Origin of the sequence: Leisingera sp. M658, from assembly GCF_025144145.1 — a bacterium.
GTDB lineage: Bacteria > Pseudomonadota > Alphaproteobacteria > Rhodobacterales > Rhodobacteraceae > Leisingera.
The window spans coordinates 3,512,747-3,532,944 of record NZ_CP083546.1; the positions used below are offsets into that span (position 1 = coordinate 3,512,747).

Sequence of the window (20,198 nt, forward strand, 5' to 3'; positions counted from 1 at the left end):
CACTTGAGGCAGGGCTGGCCACTCCTGCAATTGAAATGGCGCCATCAGGGCAAACCTGCCCCTGAAGCGCTTCTCAGCAGACCTCCCGCCGCGCGTCAGCGCGGCCCGGCCCAACGGCTGGAAATGCCCCGCCAGGGGCTTTGACAGCAGGCGGGAGCCCCCGGCGTCAATCGTGCCGGATGCGGCTCCTAATCCTGGCCCAGCCGCCCGGCGCCAGGAAGAACGACAGCCCGAAGCCGGTGGCAAAGCCTGCCAGATCCGCAACCCAGTCCTTCTGGCCGCCAAACAACAGCCCGAACAGCAGCTGCGCCCCCATCAGAAAGGCAATCAGCGAGAACGCCCGGCTTTGCTGCGCCCCGACCAAAGCCAGCGAGCGCCACAACAGGAAGGTAAAGGCCCCGATCAGCCCGTAAACCGCCGGAAAGCCGCCGATCAAAGGCTGGCCGCCGCTGACCAGCAGCGCATAGCCTAGCGCGCCGCCGGCACCTGACATCACAAAGATGATCACCATCGCCAGATCGCCCATCACCTCGCCCACCATTTTGCCCATCGCCAGCACAAAGACGCAGACAAACAGTGCATGGGTAAAGGCGCCATGCACAAAGATGTAGGAGACAAAGCGCTTCAGATGCTCCGGCAGCCAGCGGCCGCTTTCCTGCATCCACCAGAAGATCTCGCTGGAAAACGCATAGGATTGGACTGCCTCCAGCCGCCAGCCGATGGCCTCAGGCCCGCCAAGAATACCGCGGGCGCCAAGCGAGAACACCGCTTCGATGCCGATGATGATCAGCACTATCGCAACGACGGCTGCAGGCAGCGGGTTGACGGGTGCGGTGTTATGCGGGCTGCTCATTGAGTCTCCTTGCAGTGCAGAACCCTCCGCACCTGTTGACCTATCCAAGCCCCATGGGTAAGCCACCGGGGTTGCTATTTCCAGACGGGAGTTACGCCTAGATGAGCGAAACCACATTCACCCCGCGCGTCTTTTCGGGGATTCAGCCCTCCGGCAACCTGCACCTGGGCAATTACCTTGGTGCCCTGAAGCGGTTCGTCGACTGGCAGGCCAAGGATGTGGAGTCCATCTATTGCATGGTGGACCTGCATGCGATCACCGTCTGGCAGGACCCCAAGGACCTGATGAAATCCACCCGCGAGCTGTGCGCGGGCTTCATCGCCGCCGGCCTGGATCCGGAAAAATCCATCCTGATCAACCAGTCCCAGGTGCCCGAGCACGCGCAGCTGGCGTGGATATTCAACTGCGTTGCCCGCATGGGCTGGATGCAGCGGATGACCCAGTTCAAGGACAAGGCCGGCAAGAACGCGCAGAACGCCTCGCTTGGCCTGTTTGCCTATCCGGCGCTGATGGCCGCGGATATTCTGGTCTATCACGCCACCCATGTGCCGGTGGGCGAAGATCAGAAACAGCATCTGGAACTGACCCGCGACATCGCCGCCAAGTTCAACCATGACTATGGCGTCGACTTCTTCCCGATGACCGAACCGGTGATCGAGGGCGCCGCCACCCGCGTGATGAGCTTTCGCGACGGCTCCAAGAAAATGTCAAAATCGGACCCGTCGGATGCCAGCCGCATCAACATGACCGATGATGCCGACACCATCGCCAAGAAGATCCGCAAGGCCAAGACCGATCCCGAAGGGCTGCCGTCCGAGGCCAAAGGCCTGGAAGAGCGCCCCGAGGCGCGCAATCTGGTCAACATCTATGCGGCGCTGAACGAACAAAGCGTCGATCAGGTGCTGGCCGATGTCGGCGGCAAGCAGTTCTCGGAGTTCAAGCCGATGCTGGCGGATCTGGCGGTGTCGAAGCTGGCGCCGATTTCGACCGAGATGGCGCGGCTGATGGGGGAACAGGACGAGATCGACCGCATCCTGACCCGCGGATCCGAGCGCGCGCGTGAAATCACCGCGCCGATCCTGCGCAAAACCTATGAGATTGTCGGCATGGTGCCGCCGGTTCAGGTTTAACACTACCGGTTACGCCACAGGCCCTCCACAAGGATGGTGGCGTAACCTTTGCTGCCCCTGCGAGCGCCTATTCCATGTCCGGGGACGGCCGGCGCCGGGAGATCAGCCCGTACTTCAGCGCAAAAGACCGCAGTGAAAATCTTCGGCCAAAGGATTTCAGCCGCGGGCGGCCCGCTTGCCGGTCGAATTCGTGGTTGTCGATCACCCGCTCGGCGCAGCCGCAGCCCTCGCCCAGTCCGACCTTCTTGTAGTAGAACTTTTCGAAACTTTCAGGGTTTGCCATACCGCCCTCCTATTGGGGAGGAAGCTTAGCGCGAAGCGGCGCAAACGCAAAAGAAACTGTGCCGCCTGTTTGCTTCAGGCATTTGTTCAAGCCCGCAAAGGTGTCAAAGCCCTTTGACGCCATTCAAAACCAGATCTGCCGCCAGCCGCGCATAATCGTCGCGTGCCTTGGGGCCGGCGCCGGAATTCCACATGTAGTACCAGTTCAGCATGCCGAAAACCGACATGGTGGCGCCGCGCAGCTTGGCAGAATCGCCCGCAAACACCCCGGGTGCCACCGCCGCCAGCGCGTCGCTGACAAACTGCACCATTTCGCGCTGATAGGCGCGCAGCAGCTTTTGCTGATCCTCGGGCAGCGCGCCCATGGCGCTGATCTGCACCTGATGCTCATGGTCGGCACCCTGATATGCCAGCATGATTTCCGACACGATACGGCGCAGCCGGTCCTCGGGGCCAAGCCCCTCCAGCTCCGCCCCGCAAACCCGGTCGCGCAACTCGCAAAGATAGGTATCAAGAAGGCCGAAGAGAACGGCATCCTTGCTGTCATAGTAGTGATAAATATTCGCCTTGGAGATCCCGCATTCCCGTGCCAGCTGGGTCATCGACGCCCGGTCATAGCCTGCCTCCGCAAACACTTTGGCTGCGGATTTCAGGATCTGCACGCGTTTCAGATCATGGTCTTTTGCGATGGTGCGGGCCAAAACTCACTCCCCTGTTCAGGACTTGCCGCGGTTGTCGACGACGCGCTTGGCCTTGCCCTGGCTGCGCTCGACCGATCCCGGGTCGCCTACAATGATCTCGGTGGAAACACCAACCATATCCTTGATCCGCTTGGTCAGCATCCGCGCCGCCGCAGTCCTGCTCAGCTCATCCGTGGCATCAGGATTGGCCTCCACATAGACCCGCATCGCATCCATCCGGCCGGATTTATACAGCTCGATCTGGTAATGCGGTGCCAGCCCGCCGGTGGCCATCAGCTGCTCTTCCACCTGGCTGGGAAAGACGTTGACGCCGCGCAGGATGATCATGTCGTCGCTGCGCCCGGTAATCTTCTCCATCCGCCGCATCGTGCGCGCAGTGCCCGGCAGCAGCCGCGTCAGGTCGCGGGTGCGGTAGCGCACCATCGGCAGGCCTTCCTTGGTCAGCGTGGTGAACACCAGCTCCCCCATCTCGCCGTCCGGCAGCACCTCGCCGGTGGCCGGGTCAATGATTTCCGGCAGGAAGTGATCCTCCCAGATCACCGGGCCGTCCTTGGTCTCGACGCATTCATTGGCCACGCCCGGCCCCATGATTTCGGATAGACCGTAGATATCGACCGCATGCATATCAAAAGCCTGTTCAACTTCCTTGCGCATCGCATCGGTCCAGGGTTCGGCGCCGAAAACGCCGACTTTCAGCGAGCATTCACGCGGGTCCATGCCGACCTTGTGGTACTGCTCCAGAATGTTAAGCATGTAGGAGGGCGTCACCATGATCCCGTCGGGTTTGAAATCGGTGATCAGGCCAACCTGTTTTTCGGTCTGCCCGCCGGACATCGGAACGACAGTGGCACCCAGACGTTCGATACCGTAATGCGCGCCCAGGCCGCCGGTGAACAGCCCGTAGCCATAGGCGTTGTGCACCATGTCGCCCTTGCGCAGTCCAGCCGCCCGCAGGGACCGCGCCACCAAATCCGCCCAGTTGCTGATGTCATTCGCCGTATAGCCCACAACCGTCGGTTTGCCGGTGGTGCCGGAGGACGCGTGCAGGCGCATAATCTGTTCGCGCGGCACCGCAAACAGGCCAAAGGGGTAATTGTCGCGCAGGTCGTTTTTGTAGGTGAACGGAAACTTGGCCAGATCCGACAACTGCTGCAAGTCGTCCGGATGCACGCCCGCCTCGTCGAACCGTTGCTTGTACATCGGCACGTTGTCATAGGCATGGCCCAGCGACCATTTCAGCCGTTCCAGCTGCAGGGCGCGGATTTCGTCGATCGAGGCGATCTCGATCGGATCCAGATCAGCCTTGTTGGGGGTCAGGTCTTTCATGGCATCCTCCACGCCTTATTCGTCAAACAACTGGCCTTTGACCGCCCGGGAGAAGCCCCGGAATTCGGCAATCTGCCGGCCGTCCTGATTGGTCACCGCCACATCATAAATACCGCTGCGTCCGGTCAGGGAAATCTCGCGGGCCTTGGCAATCAGCCGATCACCCAGCCGTCCCGGCGCGGTGAAGCTGATCACGTTGTGCTGCGCCACGGTCGCCTGATTGCGGCTGTTGCAGGCAAAGGCAAAAGCACTGTCGGCCAGCATAAACGTGACGCCGCCGTGGCAGATGCCATGGCCGTTGCAGTGATGCTGGGCGATGGTCAGCTCCAGCGTCGCCTCGCCCTCGTCCGCATGGGTGATCTCCATCCCCGCCCATTTGGACGCGTGGTCCTCGGCCCACATGGCGGCTGCGGATTTCTCGGCGCGTTCCTTGGGGGTCATGGTCATTTGCCCTTGAACGCGGGGGGACGCTTTTCCAGGAAGCTGGCAACGCCCTCGGCATAATCGGCGCTTTCGCCGCAGGTTTTCATCGCATCCGCCTCGATCTCCAGCTGGTCAGACAGCGTGTTGACCGCCGCGGCCTGGATGCACTGCTTGGTCAGGCCAAGCCCCAGCGTCGGGCCGTTTGCGAATTTCTCCGCCATGCCGCGCGCCTCGGCCATCAGTTCGTCATCCGGCAATGCCTTCCAGATCAGCCCCCAGTCCTCGGCCTTCTTGGCAGGCAGCGGCTCAGCCGTCAACGCCAGCCCCTTGGCACGGGCCTCGCCCAGCAAGCGCGGCAGATGCCAGCTGCCGCCGGTATCGGGAATCAGGCCAACCTTGGAAAACGACTGGATGAACTTGGCGCTCTCTGCGGCCAGCACCATGTCGCAGGCCAGCGCCAGATTGGCCCCTGCCCCGGCCGCCACACCGTTGACCGCGCAGATCACCGGGAAGTTCAACTCGCGGATCAGCCGCACCAGCGGTGCGTAGAATTTGCGGACGGTCTGGCTCAGGTCCGGCGGCCCGTCCATCTTGCGCGGATCACGGTCGCCCAGATCCTGCCCGGCGCAAAAGCCGCGCCCGGCGCCGGTCAGCAGCACCGCGCGGGCGCCGCCGTCGCGCGCACCTTCCAGCGCTGCACGCAAGGCGTAGTGCATATCCTCGTTGAAACTGTTCAGCCGGTCCGGGCGGTTCAGGGTGATCTCCACCCAGGTCCCGTGATCCTCCACCAGAATTGTATCGCTCATCGTTCCCTCACCCTGTCAGCGGTGTATTTGACAAACACCTTGCATAAACCGACCGGACGGTCAATATATCTCAGCAACGGATTCCAGACAGCCGGCCCCTGCCGGCCTGACGAAAAGGACAGCATGATGAGCCTTCTTGAGATTTCCAGCTTTGCAGCGGGTCAATGGGTCGCACCGGGCGCAGGTGCGCGCAACATCGCCAGCGCCATCACCGGCGAGGTCATGGCCACAGCCGGCAACGATGCGCTCGATGTGCAGGCGATGCTTGATTACGCCCGCAGTGTGGGCGGTGCAAACCTGCGCCAACTGACCTTCCACGACCGCGCCCGGATGCTAAAGGCGCTGGCGGGCCATCTGAACCAGCACAAGCAGGCGCTGTATGACCTCAGCTTTGACACCGGCGCCACGCAAAGCGATCACATGATCGATATCGACGGCGGCATCGGCACCATGTTCGTCTTTGCCTCCAAGGGCCGCCGCGAGATGCCGGACGGCCATATCTACCTCGACGGCGATGTGGAGCAGCTCAGCCGCAACGGCACCTTCCTGGGCCAGCACATCTGCACCCCGCTGCGCGGCGTTGCGGTGCATATCAACGCCTTCAACTTCCCGGTCTGGGGCATGCTGGAAAAACTGGCCCCCACCCTGCTGGCAGGCGTCCCCGCAATCGTAAAACCCGCCACCAACAGCTGCTATGTGACGGAACTGGCGGTGAAACTGATGCTCGACAGCGGCATCCTGCCCGAGGGCGCGCTGCAACTGGTCTCCGGCGGCCTCGGCGACATGCTGGACCATCTGACCATGCAGGACGTCGTCAGCTTCACCGGCTCCGCCAATACCGCGCTGAAACTGCGCGCCAACCCGGTGATCCTGGAAAACTCGGTCCGTTTCGTGGCCGAACAGGACAGCCTCAACGCGTCCATCCTCGGTCCCGACGCGCAACCCGGCACGCCGGAGTTTGACTTGTTCGTCAAGGAAGTCAGCCGCGAGATGACCACCAAGGCGGGCCAGAAATGCACCGCCATCCGCCGCATCATCGCACCGCAATCGCAGGTCAATGCGGTGATCGAGGCACTGTCTGCCCGGCTTGCCAAGACCACAATCGGCGACCCGCGCCTGGAAACCACCCGCATGGGCGCGCTGGTCTCAAACAGCCAGAAACGCGACGTGCTGGAAAAGGCCGCAATCATCGGCCAGGAGGCGGAACGCGTCTTTGGCGACCCGGAAAACTTCACGGTTGATGGTGCCGACGCCGAAAAAGGCGCCTTTGTCCCGCCGATGCTGTTCCACTGCGCCGACCCGGACAAGGCGCTGCGCGTGCATGACACCGAAGCCTTCGGCCCCGTCTCCACCATCATGGGCTACCGCGATCTGGACCACGCCATCGACCTTGCCAACCGCGGTCAGGGCTCGCTGGTGGCCTCGGTCATTACCCATGACCCCAGCGTCGCGCGCGAGGTTGCCTTGGGTGCGGGCGCCTATCACGGCCGGCTCTATTTCAACAACCGCGACTCGATGAAGGAATCGACCGGCCACGGCTCCCCCCTGCCCCATATGGTGCATGGCGGCCCGGGACGCGCCGGCGGCGGCGAGGAACTGGGCGGCGTGCGCGGTGTCAAACACTACATGCAGCGCACCGCGATCCAGGGCTCCCCGGAAATCCTGTCGGCAATCGGTGAGAAATGGATTCCCGGCGGCAGTGAGATCGAAGGCCCCGCGCATCCCTTCACCCGCAAATTCGGCGAGCTGTCCATTGGCGAGACCCTGCACACGGCTCCGCGCACCGTGACGCTGGAGGATATCGAGACCTTCGCCCATTTCACCGGCGACACCTTCTATGCCCACATGGACGACGAAGCCGCCAAGCGGAACCCGTTCTTCCCGGGCCGGGTGGCACATGGCTATTTGCTGTTGTCCTTCGCCGCTGGCATGTTCGTGCAACCTGACGAAGGCCCGGTTCTGGCCAATACCGGCCTGGATAACCTGCGTTTCATGAAGCCCATCTCCGCGGGCGAAAGCATCAAGGTCCGCCTGACCGTCAAAAAGAAGACCCCGCGCAATGAGGACTATGGCGAGGTCCGCTGGCACGTCACCCTCACCAATCAGGACGGCGAGATTGCAGCAGAGTATGAGTTGCTGACGATGAACGCCTTCTGAACCTGCGCAAAAGTGGTAGGCAGCGGTAACGCTGCCGTGCGCCCGGGCTGGTCTAACCTGTCCGGGCGAACTATGTTTATCTCTATGAACGAACAGCAAAACCCCTGGTTTGACGCTACTGTCCAGCAGCTGAACGACCCGCAGAACCAGCGGGTCTGGTCGGTCATTGTTTCGCTGTTCGGCGATCTGGCACAGGAAAAGGGCGCCCGGATCAGCGGCAGCGCCCTGACCCGCATCATCACCCCGATGGGGATCAAGCCCGAAGCCATCCGTGTGGCGCTGCACCGGCTGCGCAAGGACGGCTGGATCGAAAGCGCCCGCGCAGGCCGTGCATCTATCCACTATCTGACCGAATACGGCCGCAACCAATCCGCCGCCGTGACGCCCCGGATTTACGGCCGCAGTGCCGCGGCGCCTGGCGACTGGCATGTGCTTATCGCCGAGGACGGCACCGGTCAAACCACCCTGGACGAGGTTCTGCTGCTGCCCAACTACGTGGCCGTGAACCGCACCACTGCTCTGGGACATGGGCCGATACCGCACAATCTGGATGACATGATGGCCGCAAAGGTCAGCAGCATCGCTGTTCCAGGCTGGCTGAAGGCACGGCTGTTTCCGCTGCCACTGTGTGAAGCCTGTAAGGAATTGCAGCAGGATTTGAAACAAATCACCCCGCCACCATCCCGGCTGTCTCCGGCTCAAACCGGCACTCTGCGCACCTTGATTGTGCACCGCTGGCGCCGCGTGGTTCTGCGCCATCCGGATCTGCCACCCAGTTTTCATCCTGCGGACTGGACAGGTGAGACTTGCCGCGCACTGGTGTTTGGCCTCCTGGACCAGCTGCCCTTGCCTGAACTAGCTGCCCTGGACACCCCAAGTGATTAATCCCGCCGAGGCATAGCTTGCCAACTCCGGCCACGGCTGACCTTGCAGGCCAGAGACGCCATTCCCACACCTCACACAAGCACTTGTTTTTAAACAACTTAATCATCCATCCGGAAAAACCTCAACGGAATCCGCAATTCTTCCGCTTTTCTTCTTGACCCGACCGGCAGCATTCCGTAAATCGCCTCCACACAGCGAGCGGCGGAGTAGCTCAGTTGGTTAGAGCAGCGGAATCATAATCCGCGTGTCGGGGGTTCAAGTCCCTCCTCCGCTACCACCCTTCCCCAAGCATGAAGATCAAGCTCATCCATGCTTAGGAATGGGCCCCGCTTGCGCATTTTCTCTCTAGCTTTTGGCCTCACCGCACCTGGGTTTCTCCTTGCGTCGCAGATGGCTGCTTTGGCCAAGCCGTCCCCTCGGCTGTGCGTGCAAACCTGCTGCCCGCCAGCCCGCATGACAGCGTTTCTGCGCATTTTTCAACAACCGGACCAGCAATCTGACGAAAGCAGAAATGTACCTGTACCTCAGGTCCTGTGCGGCTCGCGGCGCTTATCCTTCATTGATTTGATACCCACGAGAAAATTATACGGCACGGCCCTTGAACTTTGAGACCGATCGGTACACTTAGATCACACCATTGACAGATCGGTAAATAAACATGACTGAAGCCCCCCGCCCTCCGCTGCCGCCCTTTACCCGCGAGACCGCAATTGCCAAGGTTCGCGCTGCTGAAGATGCCTGGAACAGCCGCTCGCCTGATACTGTGGCGCCGGCCTATACGCTGGACACAGCCTGGCGGAACCGGGCTGACTTCCCCAAGGGCCGCGAAGAAATCCATGCCTTCTTGAGCCGGAAATGGGACCGCGAGCAGGACTACCGGCTGATCAAGGAGCTGTGGGCCTACACCGGAAACCGTATCGCTGTGCGCTATGCCTATGAATGGCGCGATGCCGCCGGCCAGTGGTACCGTTCTTACGGCAATGAAAACTGGGAGTTTGCCGGGGATGGCCGCATGGCGCACCGCTTTGCCTCAATCAACGACTTGAAAATCAACGAAGAAGACCGCCTGTTCCACTGGGCGCAAGGCCCGCGTCCGGCGGATCACCCCGGTCTCAGCGATCTTGGCCTCTGATCAGAAGAGGGACACTGGACTATGCCTTGCCGGGCCAATCACCGGGTCCGGCAAGGCCCAAGCCCAAGGGCTAAAACGGCCGTTCCTGATGCGGTGATTTGCCGAAATACCGGCGGTAAACTTTGGCAAAATGGGTCTGGCTGTTGAACCCCGACGCCAGTGCCACATCGATGATCCGCATGTTGGTCTGCAACAGCAGGCTGCGCGCATAGTCCAGCCGCAGCCTTGTGTAATAGACCTTGGGTGTGGTCTGCAGGTACTTGGAGAACAGCCGCTCCAGCTGGCGGACCGACAGGCCGACCAGATCGGAAATGCCGCCCGGTGTCAGTGGCTCCTCCAGGTTGCTGCGCATCAGGCTGAGCGCGGCCGCAAGTTTTTCATGCCGAACGCCAGTCCGGCCGTATTCGGAAACCGTCTGATCCTGATTGCCCCTGCGCGCCGAGGAACAGACCATCAGATCCGCCGCACCCGTCGCCAAGGCCGCCCCGTGATGATCCGCGATCAGGTTCAGCATCATGTCGATGGTAGCGGTCCCGCCGGCACAGGTGATCAGCTTGCCCTCCATGGTAAACAGCGAATTCTTCACCTCCACGTCCGGATGCGCCTCGGCAAGAACCGCCCGCAGCGCCCAGTGGGCCGAGACCTGGCGCCCTGCCAGCAGTCCGGAGCGCGCCAGCGCCAGCACACCGCCGCCCAGCGCACCCAGAGCTGCGCCCATGCGTTGCGCTTTGCGCAACCAGCCCAGCACCTTAAGCGATATCCCCGGCTCCTGCCCCTGACCGCCGCAAACAAAGATCATATCGCCGCGCACCAGATCCGGCAGGCCGCCGTCCACCGCCACGCCAAGCCCGTTAGGGGCGGTGACGGACAGGCCGTCTTCGCTGACCACGCGCCAGTCATAGCGCGCAGTTCCATCATGCTGGTTTGCTGCCTCCAGCGCCGCCACCGCACTGGACAGGTCCAGCGGCGAGAAGGTGGGCAGCAGCAGGAAGATGCAGCGGCAGGCCGGAGCGGCCCCGGCCGCTTCGGGGAGCGTCCGCATGGGTTTGGTCATGGTCTCCGCTCCCCTGTTCCGGTCAGGCCCGCATATTGGCGCCGTTGGCGTCATAGATGGGCGCGCCCAGCACTTCAGCGTCATACATCTCGCCCAGGATCTCGACCTGCAGCCGGGTGCCCGCCGCCGCATGTTCCGCCGCGACATAGCCCATCGCCATCGACGCCTTTGCGTGATGCGCATAACCGCCCGAGGAGATATAGCCGACCGCCTCGCCGTCCTTCAGGATTGCCTCGTCATTTGAGACATCAATGCCGTCCACGTCGATGGTCATAGTGACCAGCTTGCGGTTTGGTCCGGCCTCGCGGGCGGCCAGCGCGGCCTCCTTACCCACGAAATCCTTCTTCCAGTTGATAAAGACATCCATGCCGCTTTCCGCCGCGTCGAAATCAGGGCGGAAGTCCAGCGTCCAGACGCCCCAGCCCTTTTCCAGCCGCATCGACATCAGCGCCCGCGCGCCGTACCAGCGGTAACCCAGATCCGCCCCCGCCTCCTCGATCGCCTCCGCCAGGCGCAGCAGGTATTGCGGCTTGCAGTAGATCTCGTATCCCAGCTCGCCCGAGAAGCTGATCCGGTTCAGGATCACCGGCACGCCGCCCACAAATGTCTGGCGCAGGTCGCGGAACTTCATGGCTTCGCCCGACACATCCTCGCGGGTGATCCGCTGCAGCAGCTGCCGCGACTTTGGACCCGACAGCGCAATGCCGTGCCAGTCGTCCGAGACGTTCTGATAGGTCACATCGGCAGGCAGATCCTTTTCAAACCAGCGGCGGTGCGCCTCCTGCATGGCGCCGGAGCCGAACAGCATGAAGTGCTCCTCGCCCAGGCAGGCCACGGTCAGATCGCCGTACAGCTTGCCCTTGGGCGTCAGCATCGGGGTCAGGGCCAGGCGGCCCGGTTTCGGCACATAACCGGCCAGAACGCGGTCCAGAAAGGCGCGCGCGCCTGCGCCCTTGAACTCATGCTTGGCAAAGTTGGCAACCTCGATGCCGCCCACCGCCTCGCGCACCGCCTTGACCTCGCGCGCCACATACTCATGGCTGCGATTGCGCTCAAATGTCGGCTCCTCATGCGCGTCTTCCGGCCCGTCAGCAAACCACAGCGCGTTCTCCAGGCCAAAGCCCTGCCCCATCCGCGCGCCTTTGGCGACCAGCCGGTCATAAAGCGCAGTGGTTTTCTGCATCCGCCCCTTTGGCAGGGTCTCGTTCGGGAAGGTCATCACAAAACGGCGCTCATAGTTCTCGGTCGACTTCACGGTACCCCAGTCGGGGGTCGCAAAGTCGCCAAAGCGCGCCACATCCATCGCCCAGACGTCGATGGACGGCTCGCCGTCGATCATCCACTCCGCCATAGTCAATCCAACGCCGCCGCCTTGGCAGAAGCCAGCCATGACACCCACGGCGCACCAGTAGTTCTTCATGCCCGGCACCGGGCCGATCATCGGGTTGCCGTCGGGGCCGAAGGTGAACGGCCCGTTGATCATGTCCTTGATGCCCGCCTCGCCAATTGCCGGGATCCGTTCAAACGACATCTCCAGCCGGTCGGCAATCCGGTCCAGATCGGGCTGCAGCAGCTCGTGGCCGAAATCCCACGGTGTTCCATCCACTTTCCAGGGCGTGCCTTTGGGTTCATAGGTGCCCAGCAGCATCCCCTGGCGCTCCTGCCGGAAATAAATGTTCGCCTCGTAATCAATCCCGGCCGGCAGGCGGGTCGGGTGATTGGCCACCGCATCAATCTTGTCGGTGATCAGATAGTGGTGCTCCATCGGCTGCACCGGCAGGTTGATGCCCTGCATGTGGCCGACCTCCCGCGCCCACAGCCCGCCGCAGTTCACGATATGCTCCGCATTGATCACCCCGTGCGGGGTCACCACATCCCAGCTGCCATCGGGACGCTGGGTAGTGGCAGTCGCCGGTGTATGGGTGAAATACTGCGCGCCGTGCACCTTGGCCGCCTTGGCAAAGGCATAGGTCGCGCCCGACGGGTCCAGATCGCCGTCCTGATCGTCCCACAGTGCCGCGTGGTAATGCTTCGGGTCGATCAGCGGGTGGCGCTCCGCCACTTCCTTGGGGCTGATGAATTCCTGGTTCAGCCCCATGTAACGCGCCTTGGACCGTTCCCGCTTCAGGTAGTCGTACCAGGTCTTGTTCGACGCCAGATAGAACCCGCCGGTGATGTGCAGACCGACGGAATGGCCTGACAGCTCCTCAATCTCTTTATACAGATCAATGGTATAAGACTGCAGCCGAGAGATGTTCGGATCTGACGAAATCGTATGGATCTGCCCCGCCGCATGCCAGGAGGAACCAGAGGTCAGCTCGTCCCGTTCCAGCAGCACAACATCTTTCCAGCCGAATTTGGCCAGGTGAAACAGGATCGAGCAGCCAACAACACCGCCGCCGATGATCACCGCCTTGGCGTGGCTCGGCAGCTTCTTGTCGCCGCCGCTTTCCTCCTTGTGAATGTTGAGCGTCGATTGGGCAAAATTGTCTGACATGGGTTGTGTCCTCAGGTCTGGGGCAAGCGGCAGCTGGGCCGTGAGAGATCTTGGTTGGCGGGCCGGAGCAGCGGGTTAGTACCAGGCGTCCGGAATTTCTTCCTTGCGGCGGGCGACATAGGCGGCCAATTCTTCCTTCACCGCCTCATCCATCGGCGGCGCGACATACTCGTGCAGCATCTGGTTCCAGCGCTCATAGGCGCGCTGGCGCATGTCCTTGCAGCCGCCCTCCTCCCAGCTTTCGACATTTTCGCTGTCGCTCAGCTTGGGCTCATAAAACGCGGTCTGGTAATTACGCATGGTGTGACCCGATCCCAGGAAATGCCCGCCAGGCTCCACCTCAGCGTAAGCATCGCGCGCCATAGCCTCGTCGCTGGTGTCCAGCCCCTGGCTCAGCACCTTCTGGTAGGACCCCAGCCGGTCGGCATCCATGATCAGCTTCTCAAACCCGGTGCACAGGCCGCCTTCCATCCAACCGGCAGAATGCAGGACAAAATTCGCACCCGCCAGCATGGTCGAATGCATCGAGTCGGCACTTTCATAGGCCGCCTGCGCGTCCTCGATCTTGGACGCGGTCAGCGACCCGCCGCAGCGCAGCGGCAGGCCTGCGCGGCGGGCCAGCTGACCAATGGCATAGTTCGACACCACCGGCTCCGGCATCCCAAATGTCGGCGCGCCGGACTTCAGCGACATCGACGACAGGAAGTTGCCCAGCACAAACGGCGCACCCGGGCGCACCAGCTGGGTGAAGGCGCAGACCATCATCGCCTCGGCCATCGCCTGCGCCACAGAGGCCGCGGTGGACACCGGCCCCATCGCACCGGTCAGGATGAACGGCACAACGATCATCCCCTGTCCGCGGGCGGAATAGGTGCGCACGGCCTCGGTTACCACCTTGTCCACCAGCAAGGGTGAGTTGGTGTTCACATTGCCCATGATCACGCAGTTGTTGTCCATGACCTCTTTGCCAAAGACAATTTCGGCCATATCGACACTGTCCTGCGCGCGGGACATTTCGGTGATCGCACCCAAATGCGGTTTGTCGCTGAGGGTCATATGGGCAAACAGCATGTCGAAATGGCGCTTGGAGACCGGCACATCGCAAGGCTCGCAGATGACAAAACCGCCGTGGTGCAGGTTCGGATGCATATAGGTGAGCTGCACCAGCTTCTCGAAACTCTCCATGTCGCCATAGCGGCGGCCGCCCTTCAGATCGCGCACAAACGGAGCGCCATAGATCGGGGCAAAAACCTGATTATTGCCGCCGATGGTCACAGAGCGTTCCCGGTTGCGGGCCAGCTGGGTGAATTCCCGCGGGGCCTTGGCACACAGGGAGCGGATCCACTGCGCATCCGCCCGCACGATGTCGCCATCAATTCGCGCGCCGGCTTCTTTCCAGATCTTCAGCGCTTCGGGATCATCGCGAAAGGCAATGCCGACATCTTCAAAGATCCAGTCCACCTGGGCCTCGATCTTGGTCAGTTTTTCCTCATCCAGCACATCGTAAAACGGCAGTGTGCGCTGGATAAATGGCGATGCAGGGGCACCCGCCGGGGCGGTGTTTCGATCGCGGGATGCGCGGGCGCGTCGGGCCATGGGGCTCTCCAGTCTCCAAATGATGAGTCACACTATTCCTGCAGCCCGCGTTTGTGACGGTTGAAAAATCTGATCGTTTGGATAATTGACAGTTATGCAAGAACTCTGGAAGCTCCTCACCAGCCCCCGTCACCTGATTGTTTTTGAGGCCGCTGCCCGGCACGGCTCCTTTACCCGTGCGGCGGAGGAGCTGAACGTGCAGCAACCTGCTGTCAGTGCGGCCATAAAGCAGATGGAGGCGTCGTTAGGTGTTATTTTATTCCGCCGCGGCCACCGCAAAGTGGAGCTGACCGGGGCTGGAATGAGGCTGTACACCGATGTGTCCAAGGCTTTAGAGGACATCCTGTCCTCTGCTAAAGCGGTACGCCAGTTCGGACGCAATGACCATGTCACGCTCAATTGCTCCTCGGCTTTTGCATATTACTGGGTGATGCCACGACTGCCCCGGCTGCATGATGCGCATCCCGATATCGACCTGCGCCTGCAAAGCTCGGACCGGGAGCCGGATATCAATACCGAAGGCATCTCGCTGGCGGTGCGGCGCGGGCACGGCAACTGGCCGGACTGCCATTCCGCCCTGATCGCGCCCGAGGTGATCTATCCGGTGGCCAGCCCGCGGGTGATGGCCTCGGCCGTCAACCTGGCGACAGTGCCGAACCTGCTGCACGAGCGGCTGATACATCTGGAGGAACCGATCCGCGAGCGCCCCAGCTGGCAGCAGTGGTTTGCCCATTTCGGAGTTACAGGCCCGCTGCCCGCGGCGGGTCTGCGGCTCAACGATTACGCGCTGGTACTGCAGGCGGCAATTGCCGGCGAAGGCTTTGCCTTCGGCTGGCAGCACGTGACGCAACCGCTGATCAAACAGGGACTGCTGGCCGCACGCAAGAACTGGTCCTGGACCACCGGCGCCGGGTTTTACCTGGTGTGGTCCAAGACCCAGGATCTGGTTCCCAATGCCGAACTGGTGCGGCAGTGGCTCTTGGAAATGGCCCAGCCCGGCGCCGCGTGACTTATGCGATCCCGGAGGGGTCCTTGGCCCGCTGCATCGAGGTCTTGCGGGTCACATACAGCCGCCGCACAAAGGCAAGGATAAACAGCGCGGTCAGGATCAGCACAATGGTCGGCGCCGGCGCGCTATCGAGGAAGAAGCTGGCATAGGTCCCCGCCAGCATCGAAAACATGCAGATCAGAACCGAAACCCACAGCATAGTGCTGAACTTGCGCACCACCAGAAAGGCGATGGCCCCCGGCGCAATCAGCAGCCCGATGGCCAGGATCAGCCCCGCCGCCGACAGGGTCGCCACAATCGTCAGCGACAAGGCCGCCAGCAGCCCATAGTGCAGCACCGTGACCGGCAGCCCGGACGCCTGCGCCTGTGCCGGGTCAAAACTGTGCAGCAGCAGATCTTTCCACTTCAAGACAAGCGCCACACCGACCACCAGGGAAATAATGCCCGCCGTCAGCAGCTCGTGCCCCTCAACCCCCAGCATGTTGCCGAACAGGATGTGATCCAGATGGGCGTTGGTCTCAACCGAGACATAGAGCACGATGCCAAGGCCGAACATGCCCGAGAACACCACCCCCATCACCGTGTCCTGCTTGACCCGGCTGTTGCCCGACAAATAGCCGGTGGCAACCGCGCAGAGCATACCCGCAGCAAAAGCGCCAAGGATCAGCGGCAGCCCCACGATATAGGCCAGCACGATTCCGGGCAGCACCGCATGGCTGACCGCGTCACCCATCAGCGCCCAGCCCTTCATCACCAGGAAGCAGGACAGCAGCGCGGTCGGGATGGACACGATCAGCGAGATCAGAAAGGCGTTCTGCATGAACGCAAACTGGAACGGCATCAAAAGCGTATCAAGGTCCATCACGCAGCTCCTTCTTGTGCGGCGGGGCCGCGTTTAAGTGCTTCGCGCGCCTTGCGTTTTGCCGCCAGCAACCCATGTTTCGGAGCAAAGACAAAGACCGCCAGGAAGATCAGCGTTTGCAGTGTCACGATGATGCCGCCGGTGGCGCCGTCCAGAAAGTAGCTGGCATAGGCGCCGAAGAAACTGGTGAGCGCACCGATCAGCACCGAAATCATGATCAGCCGCGGGAAACGGTCGCACAGCAGATAGGCCGTGGCCCCCGGCGTTACCACCATCGCAATCACCAGAAACGCCCCCACGGTCTGCATCGCCGCCACAACCGAGGCCGACAGCAGCACAAAAAACACTGCCTTCAGCAGCCCGGGCCTGAGGCCGATGGTGCGGGCGTGGTTTTCGTCAAAGAAGGTGACCATCAGGTCTTTCCACTTGGCCAGCAGCACTGCCAGCGAGACAAAGCCGATGATTGCAAGTTGAGCCGTGTCCTCGGGCGTGATCGCCAGGATGTTGCCCATGGTGATGGTCTGGACTGACACTGACATCGGGCTGATCGAGACGATGAACAACCCAAGCCCGAAAAAGGAGGTGAAGATCAGCCCGATGATCACATCCACCTTAAGGCCGGATCGTTCCGACAAAAACAGCATCGCCCCCGCCGCCAGCCCGCCGGCAATAAACGCGCCCAGCGCAAACGGCAGGCCCAGAATATAGGCCCCTGCCACCCCCGGCACCACCGAATGGGACAGCGCGTCGCCGATCAGCGACCAGCCCTTGAGCATCAGATAAGCCGACAGGAAGGCGCAGACGCCGCCCACCAGGGAAGAGACCCACATCGCATTGGTCATATAGCCATAGGAGAACGGCTCCAGCAGGTATTCCATCACGGCTTGCCCCCGCCTTCAGCCTTGCCCTCGCTGGTCTGGGTCTTTTCGCCGTATTGGACAAAGGGCCGCTCGTCGTCGGTCAGGATGGTGACCTCGCGGGTGTCGCCGTCATCATGCAGCGCATCGCCCCCCAGGGTGAAATGGCGCAATACCCCGCCAAAGGCATGTTCCAGGTTGGCGCGGGTAAAGGTGGTCTCGGTCGGACCGAACCCCAGCACGGTGCCCTTGACCAGCACGGTTCGGTCGCAGAATTCCGGCACGCTGCCCAGATTGTGGGTGGAAACCAGCATCACCCGGCCCTCGGCACGCAGCTCGCGCAGCAGGGCGATGATCTGCTCCTCGGTCTTCACGTCCACGCCGGTAAAAGGTTCGTCCAGCAGGATCACCTGCCCGTCCTGTGCCAGGGCGCGGGCCAGGAACACCCGTTTGCGCTGGCCGCCGGACAGCTCGCCGATCTGGCGGTGGCGGAAGTCCTGCATGTTGACCCGGCGCAGTGCCTCATCCACCGCCTCGTGATCCGCCGCCTTGGGCCGGCGCAGAAATCCCATGTGGCCGTAACGCCCCATCATCACCACATCCTCGACCAGCACCGGAAAGGCCCAGTCGACCTCCTCGGATTGCGGCACATAGGCAACCAGATTCTTGCGCAGTGCCTCCTTGACGGTCAGGCCGAGGATGCGGATTTCACCCTGTGCGGCCGGCACAAACCCCATGATCGCCTTGAAGAGGGTCGATTTGCCTGCCCCGTTCACACCGACCAGCGCCGCAACGGTGCCGCGGGGAATGGAAAAGCTGGCATTCCACAGCGCCGTGTGGCCATTGCGGTAGGTAACGGTGACATCTTTTGCGGCGATCCCGTCATCTGCGGGCGTGGCGCTGGTATTCATAATGTGGGTCTCACTGGCATCAAGCATAGGGCTGTCCTGCAGAGTTACACACAGAAAATGTGCTTTGTGAAATGAAACACCCCGCAGCATGAACTGCGGGGCGTAGGAATTTCCGTTGGAAGGCTCAGTTGGTGACCTCGGTCAGGCCACGTGCCACGGTTTCGGATGTGACCCTGAGCAGGTCCAGATAGGTGGGCACTGGACCGTCCGCTTCGCTGAGCGAGTCCACATACAACTCACCGCCATAGGCGACGCCGGTTTCACGGGCCACCTGTTCGGCCGGGGCGGTGTTGACGGTGCTTTCGCAGAACACCACAGGGATATCATTGGCGCGCACCCCGTCGATCACAGCGCGCACCTGCTGCGGAGTGCCAACCTGATCGGCGTTCATCGGCCACAAATACAGCTCTTTCATGCCGAAATCGCGGGCCAGGTAGCTAAAGGCCCCCTCGCAGGTCACCAGCCAGCGCTTATCTTCCGGGATTTCGGCAATGGCGCGGCGCAGAGGCTCGATTGTGGCGCGCAAGCGGTCTTTGTATTCACCTGCGTTCTTGACATAGACCGCGGCGTTCTCCGGATCATGTTCGGCAAAGGCTTCGACGATGTTGTCAATATAAATCAGCGCGTTATCCAACCCCATCCAGGCATGCGGGTTGGCCTTGCCCTCATATGAGCCCGCTGCAATCGGGATTGGGTCAATGCCATCGGTCAGGGTCACCGATGGCACGTCTTCCATATTCGACAGGAACTGTTCGAACCAAAGCTCCAGGTTCATCCCGTTCCACAGGATCAGGTCGGCATCGTGTGCCCGTACGATGTCACGCGGGGTCGGCTCATAACCGTGGATCTCGGCGCCCGGCTTGGTGACCGAAACAACCTCGGCGGCATCCCCTGCCACATTTGCCGCCATATCGGCCAGCACGGTAAAGGTTGTGACAACCTTCATCTTGTCTTCAGCCATGGCAGCGCTGGCAGCAACAGCCGCAAATGCGGCGGCGGAAACTGTCTTGAGCAGGTTCGCGAACATTCGTTTCTCCGTTTTGAAGATCTCTTTGATGCATCGTTATTGCAAATCATTCTCATTTGTCAATGAGATTGAGAATGATTTGCAATAACAGGGCCGGATCGGGCCAGGCCGCGGCATCACCACTTCCCTGCCAAATGGTTAACGGCAGTTAATGACGTCTTAATGTTGCCCGGATCGCAACCGGCATTTCGCCCCAATCACCGCCTAAACCTGAAGCTGCAGCCAGAACGGCGCGGGACTGAACCTGATCCTTCGACCTACTGAGCGAGCACATTCCCCATGACTTTACCTGGAAATCTTTCCAGCTGTTCCGATGCAATCCAGCTGCTGGTCACTGACACTTCTGTGGCTGGCAGCCCGGTGCAGATTGTTCAGCTGCAATGCAGCGGATCTCTGCAGCAACCGCTCTGCGATGCGCTGGCCGACGGCTTGCGCCAGAAATTCCCAGGCGCCGCGGTTACCGCCGCAGACGGGCAGCAGGCCGGCCCGGACCTGACCTTTCGTTTTGTCGAACAGAACCAGTCGGCCGATTGGATCTCTGGCTGGCTGGCCTGGCGGCACAGCGACGGCCGCAGCGGCCAAGGCCCGGTCATCGAACAGTCGGTCATGGATGGACAGCTGAGCGGTGACACTCTTGCGGACTATGCCGGCCAATTGGTCCAGAACACTGAATTCTCTTTGTAATTTAAC

19 protein-coding genes and 1 tRNA gene are annotated in these 20,198 nt (G+C 61.7%); 7 read left to right on the top strand and 13 right to left on the bottom strand.

What is annotated here, in order from left to right; genetic code table 11:
- Nucleotides 1-166: 166 nt before the first annotated feature.
- Nucleotides 167-853 carry a rhomboid family intramembrane serine protease gene (locus K3724_RS17280; RefSeq protein ID WP_259987645.1) on the bottom strand — a complete coding sequence of 229 codons (687 nt, stop codon included), beginning with the start codon at nucleotides 851-853 and terminating at the stop codon, nucleotides 167-169.
- 101 nt (nucleotides 854-954) lie between these two features.
- Between K3724_RS17280 and trpS the strand changes: the two genes are divergently transcribed.
- The gene (gene trpS / locus K3724_RS17285) at nucleotides 955-1,983 is read left to right on the top strand and encodes a tryptophan--tRNA ligase (RefSeq protein ID WP_259987647.1); all 1,029 of its coding nucleotides are present in this window, start codon (nucleotides 955-957) and stop codon (nucleotides 1,981-1,983) included.
- A gap of 67 nt (nucleotides 1,984-2,050) precedes the next feature.
- On the opposite strand, the gene K3724_RS17290 is transcribed toward trpS, so the two are convergent.
- The 5 genes from K3724_RS17290 to paaG form a co-directional block, all read right to left on the bottom strand.
- On the bottom strand, nucleotides 2,051-2,266 hold the full coding sequence (locus tag K3724_RS17290; protein ID WP_259987649.1) for a hypothetical protein: 216 nt from the start codon (nucleotides 2,264-2,266) through the stop codon (nucleotides 2,051-2,053).
- Between the two features lie 103 nt (nucleotides 2,267-2,369).
- Nucleotides 2,370-2,966 (bottom strand): TetR/AcrR family transcriptional regulator, encoded by a 597-nt coding sequence (locus tag K3724_RS17295; RefSeq protein WP_259987651.1) that lies wholly within the window; start codon nucleotides 2,964-2,966, stop codon nucleotides 2,370-2,372.
- Nucleotides 2,967-2,981: 15 nt separating this feature from the next.
- Entirely contained in the window at nucleotides 2,982-4,292 is a 1,311-nt protein-coding gene (paaK, locus tag K3724_RS17300; protein WP_259987653.1) for a phenylacetate--CoA ligase PaaK, read from the bottom strand.
- A 15-nt stretch (nucleotides 4,293-4,307) separates the two neighbouring features.
- Nucleotides 4,308-4,733 (bottom strand): hydroxyphenylacetyl-CoA thioesterase PaaI, encoded by a 426-nt coding sequence (gene paaI, locus K3724_RS17305; protein WP_259992671.1) that lies wholly within the window; start codon nucleotides 4,731-4,733, stop codon nucleotides 4,308-4,310.
- 2 nt (nucleotides 4,734-4,735) lie between these two features.
- Nucleotides 4,736-5,521: a 2-(1,2-epoxy-1,2-dihydrophenyl)acetyl-CoA isomerase PaaG gene (gene paaG / locus K3724_RS17310; protein WP_259987655.1), complete on the bottom strand. Its 786-nt coding sequence runs from the start codon at nucleotides 5,519-5,521 to the stop codon at nucleotides 4,736-4,738.
- Between the two features lie 126 nt (nucleotides 5,522-5,647).
- Between paaG and paaZ the strand changes: the two genes are divergently transcribed.
- From paaZ to K3724_RS17330, 4 genes are all read left to right on the top strand, one after another.
- Nucleotides 5,648-7,678: a phenylacetic acid degradation bifunctional protein PaaZ gene (gene paaZ / locus K3724_RS17315; protein WP_259992672.1), complete on the top strand. Its 2,031-nt coding sequence runs from the start codon at nucleotides 5,648-5,650 to the stop codon at nucleotides 7,676-7,678.
- 84 nt (nucleotides 7,679-7,762) lie between these two features.
- The gene (locus K3724_RS17320; protein WP_259987657.1) at nucleotides 7,763-8,563 is read left to right on the top strand and encodes a PaaX family transcriptional regulator C-terminal domain-containing protein; all 801 of its coding nucleotides are present in this window, start codon (nucleotides 7,763-7,765) and stop codon (nucleotides 8,561-8,563) included.
- Between the two features lie 200 nt (nucleotides 8,564-8,763).
- Nucleotides 8,764-8,840: transfer RNA gene (locus K3724_RS17325), tRNA-Met, on the top strand.
- A 381-nt stretch (nucleotides 8,841-9,221) separates the two neighbouring features.
- Nucleotides 9,222-9,695, top strand: coding sequence for a nuclear transport factor 2 family protein (locus K3724_RS17330; protein WP_259987659.1), 474 nt, complete (start codon nucleotides 9,222-9,224; stop codon nucleotides 9,693-9,695).
- A gap of 70 nt (nucleotides 9,696-9,765) precedes the next feature.
- Here K3724_RS17330 and K3724_RS17335 read toward each other — a convergent pair whose 3' ends face one another.
- The 3 genes from K3724_RS17335 to K3724_RS17345 all read right to left on the bottom strand — a co-directional run bounded on the left by K3724_RS17335 (nucleotide 9,766) and on the right by K3724_RS17345 (nucleotide 14,842).
- Nucleotides 9,766-10,749, bottom strand: a complete 984-nt coding sequence (locus K3724_RS17335; RefSeq protein ID WP_259987660.1) for a GlxA family transcriptional regulator — start codon at nucleotides 10,747-10,749, stop codon at nucleotides 9,766-9,768.
- A 22-nt stretch (nucleotides 10,750-10,771) separates the two neighbouring features.
- Nucleotides 10,772-13,246, bottom strand: a complete 2,475-nt coding sequence (locus K3724_RS17340) for an FAD-dependent oxidoreductase (RefSeq protein WP_259987662.1) — start codon at nucleotides 13,244-13,246, stop codon at nucleotides 10,772-10,774.
- Between the two features lie 75 nt (nucleotides 13,247-13,321).
- Nucleotides 13,322-14,842 (bottom strand): trimethylamine methyltransferase family protein, encoded by a 1,521-nt coding sequence (locus K3724_RS17345; protein ID WP_259987665.1) that lies wholly within the window; start codon nucleotides 14,840-14,842, stop codon nucleotides 13,322-13,324.
- 94 nt (nucleotides 14,843-14,936) lie between these two features.
- Here K3724_RS17345 and K3724_RS17350 point away from each other — a divergent pair, with 94 nt between their 5' ends.
- On the top strand, nucleotides 14,937-15,851 hold the full coding sequence (locus K3724_RS17350; protein ID WP_129369497.1) for a LysR substrate-binding domain-containing protein: 915 nt from the start codon (nucleotides 14,937-14,939) through the stop codon (nucleotides 15,849-15,851).
- A gap of 1 nt (nucleotide 15,852) precedes the next feature.
- On the opposite strand, the gene K3724_RS17355 is transcribed toward K3724_RS17350, so the two are convergent.
- The 4 genes from K3724_RS17355 to K3724_RS17370 all read right to left on the bottom strand — a co-directional run bounded on the left by K3724_RS17355 (nucleotide 15,853) and on the right by K3724_RS17370 (nucleotide 19,508).
- Nucleotides 15,853-16,713: a metal ABC transporter permease gene (locus K3724_RS17355; RefSeq protein WP_129369496.1), complete on the bottom strand. Its 861-nt coding sequence runs from the start codon at nucleotides 16,711-16,713 to the stop codon at nucleotides 15,853-15,855.
- Nucleotides 16,713-17,591, bottom strand: a complete 879-nt coding sequence (locus tag K3724_RS17360) for a metal ABC transporter permease (protein ID WP_259992673.1) — start codon at nucleotides 17,589-17,591, stop codon at nucleotides 16,713-16,715. Before K3724_RS17360 ends, K3724_RS17355 begins: the two co-directional genes overlap by 1 nt.
- On the bottom strand, nucleotides 17,591-18,508 hold the full coding sequence (locus K3724_RS17365; protein ID WP_311198485.1) for a manganese/iron ABC transporter ATP-binding protein: 918 nt from the start codon (nucleotides 18,506-18,508) through the stop codon (nucleotides 17,591-17,593). The genes K3724_RS17360 and K3724_RS17365 overlap by 1 nt, the downstream gene beginning before the upstream one ends.
- 97 nt (nucleotides 18,509-18,605) lie before the next feature.
- Nucleotides 18,606-19,508: a metal ABC transporter substrate-binding protein gene (locus tag K3724_RS17370; protein ID WP_311199993.1), complete on the bottom strand. Its 903-nt coding sequence runs from the start codon at nucleotides 19,506-19,508 to the stop codon at nucleotides 18,606-18,608.
- Nucleotides 19,509-19,787: 279 nt separating this feature from the next.
- Here K3724_RS17370 and K3724_RS17375 point away from each other — a divergent pair, with 279 nt between their 5' ends.
- Nucleotides 19,788-20,192: a hypothetical protein gene (locus K3724_RS17375; protein WP_259987668.1), complete on the top strand. Its 405-nt coding sequence runs from the start codon at nucleotides 19,788-19,790 to the stop codon at nucleotides 20,190-20,192.
- The last annotated feature ends 6 nt before the right edge of the window (nucleotides 20,193-20,198 follow it).

Bases quoted from the DNA above. Each gene is read 5' to 3' on its own strand.
- K3724_RS17280 (WP_259987645.1), bottom strand. From the start codon at position 853: ATGAGCAGCCCGCATAACACCGCACCCGTCAACCCGCTGCCTGCAGCC.
- trpS (WP_259987647.1), top strand. From the start codon at position 955: ATGAGCGAAACCACATTCACCCCGCGCGTCTTTTCGGGGATTCAGCCC.
- K3724_RS17290 (WP_259987649.1), bottom strand. From the start codon at position 2,266: ATGGCAAACCCTGAAAGTTTCGAAAAGTTCTACTACAAGAAGGTCGGA.
- paaK (WP_259987653.1), bottom strand. From the start codon at position 4,292: ATGAAAGACCTGACCCCCAACAAGGCTGATCTGGATCCGATCGAGATC.
- paaI (WP_259992671.1), bottom strand. From the start codon at position 4,733: ATGACCCCCAAGGAACGCGCCGAGAAATCCGCAGCCGCCATGTGGGCC.
- paaG (WP_259987655.1), bottom strand. From the start codon at position 5,521: ATGAGCGATACAATTCTGGTGGAGGATCACGGGACCTGGGTGGAGATC.
- paaZ (WP_259992672.1), top strand. From the start codon at position 5,648: ATGAGCCTTCTTGAGATTTCCAGCTTTGCAGCGGGTCAATGGGTCGCA.
- K3724_RS17320 (WP_259987657.1), top strand. From the start codon at position 7,763: ATGAACGAACAGCAAAACCCCTGGTTTGACGCTACTGTCCAGCAGCTG.
- K3724_RS17330 (WP_259987659.1), top strand. From the start codon at position 9,222: ATGACTGAAGCCCCCCGCCCTCCGCTGCCGCCCTTTACCCGCGAGACC.
- K3724_RS17335 (WP_259987660.1), bottom strand. From the start codon at position 10,749: ATGACCAAACCCATGCGGACGCTCCCCGAAGCGGCCGGGGCCGCTCCG.
- K3724_RS17340 (WP_259987662.1), bottom strand. From the start codon at position 13,246: ATGTCAGACAATTTTGCCCAATCGACGCTCAACATTCACAAGGAGGAA.
- K3724_RS17345 (WP_259987665.1), bottom strand. From the start codon at position 14,842: ATGGCCCGACGCGCCCGCGCATCCCGCGATCGAAACACCGCCCCGGCG.
- K3724_RS17350 (WP_129369497.1), top strand. From the start codon at position 14,937: ATGCAAGAACTCTGGAAGCTCCTCACCAGCCCCCGTCACCTGATTGTT.
- K3724_RS17355 (WP_129369496.1), bottom strand. From the start codon at position 16,713: ATGGACCTTGATACGCTTTTGATGCCGTTCCAGTTTGCGTTCATGCAG.
- K3724_RS17360 (WP_259992673.1), bottom strand. From the start codon at position 17,591: ATGGAATACCTGCTGGAGCCGTTCTCCTATGGCTATATGACCAATGCG.
- K3724_RS17365 (WP_311198485.1), bottom strand. From the start codon at position 18,508: ATGCTTGATGCCAGTGAGACCCACATTATGAATACCAGCGCCACGCCC.
- K3724_RS17370 (WP_311199993.1), bottom strand. From the start codon at position 19,508: ATGTTCGCGAACCTGCTCAAGACAGTTTCCGCCGCCGCATTTGCGGCT.
- K3724_RS17375 (WP_259987668.1), top strand. From the start codon at position 19,788: ATGACTTTACCTGGAAATCTTTCCAGCTGTTCCGATGCAATCCAGCTG.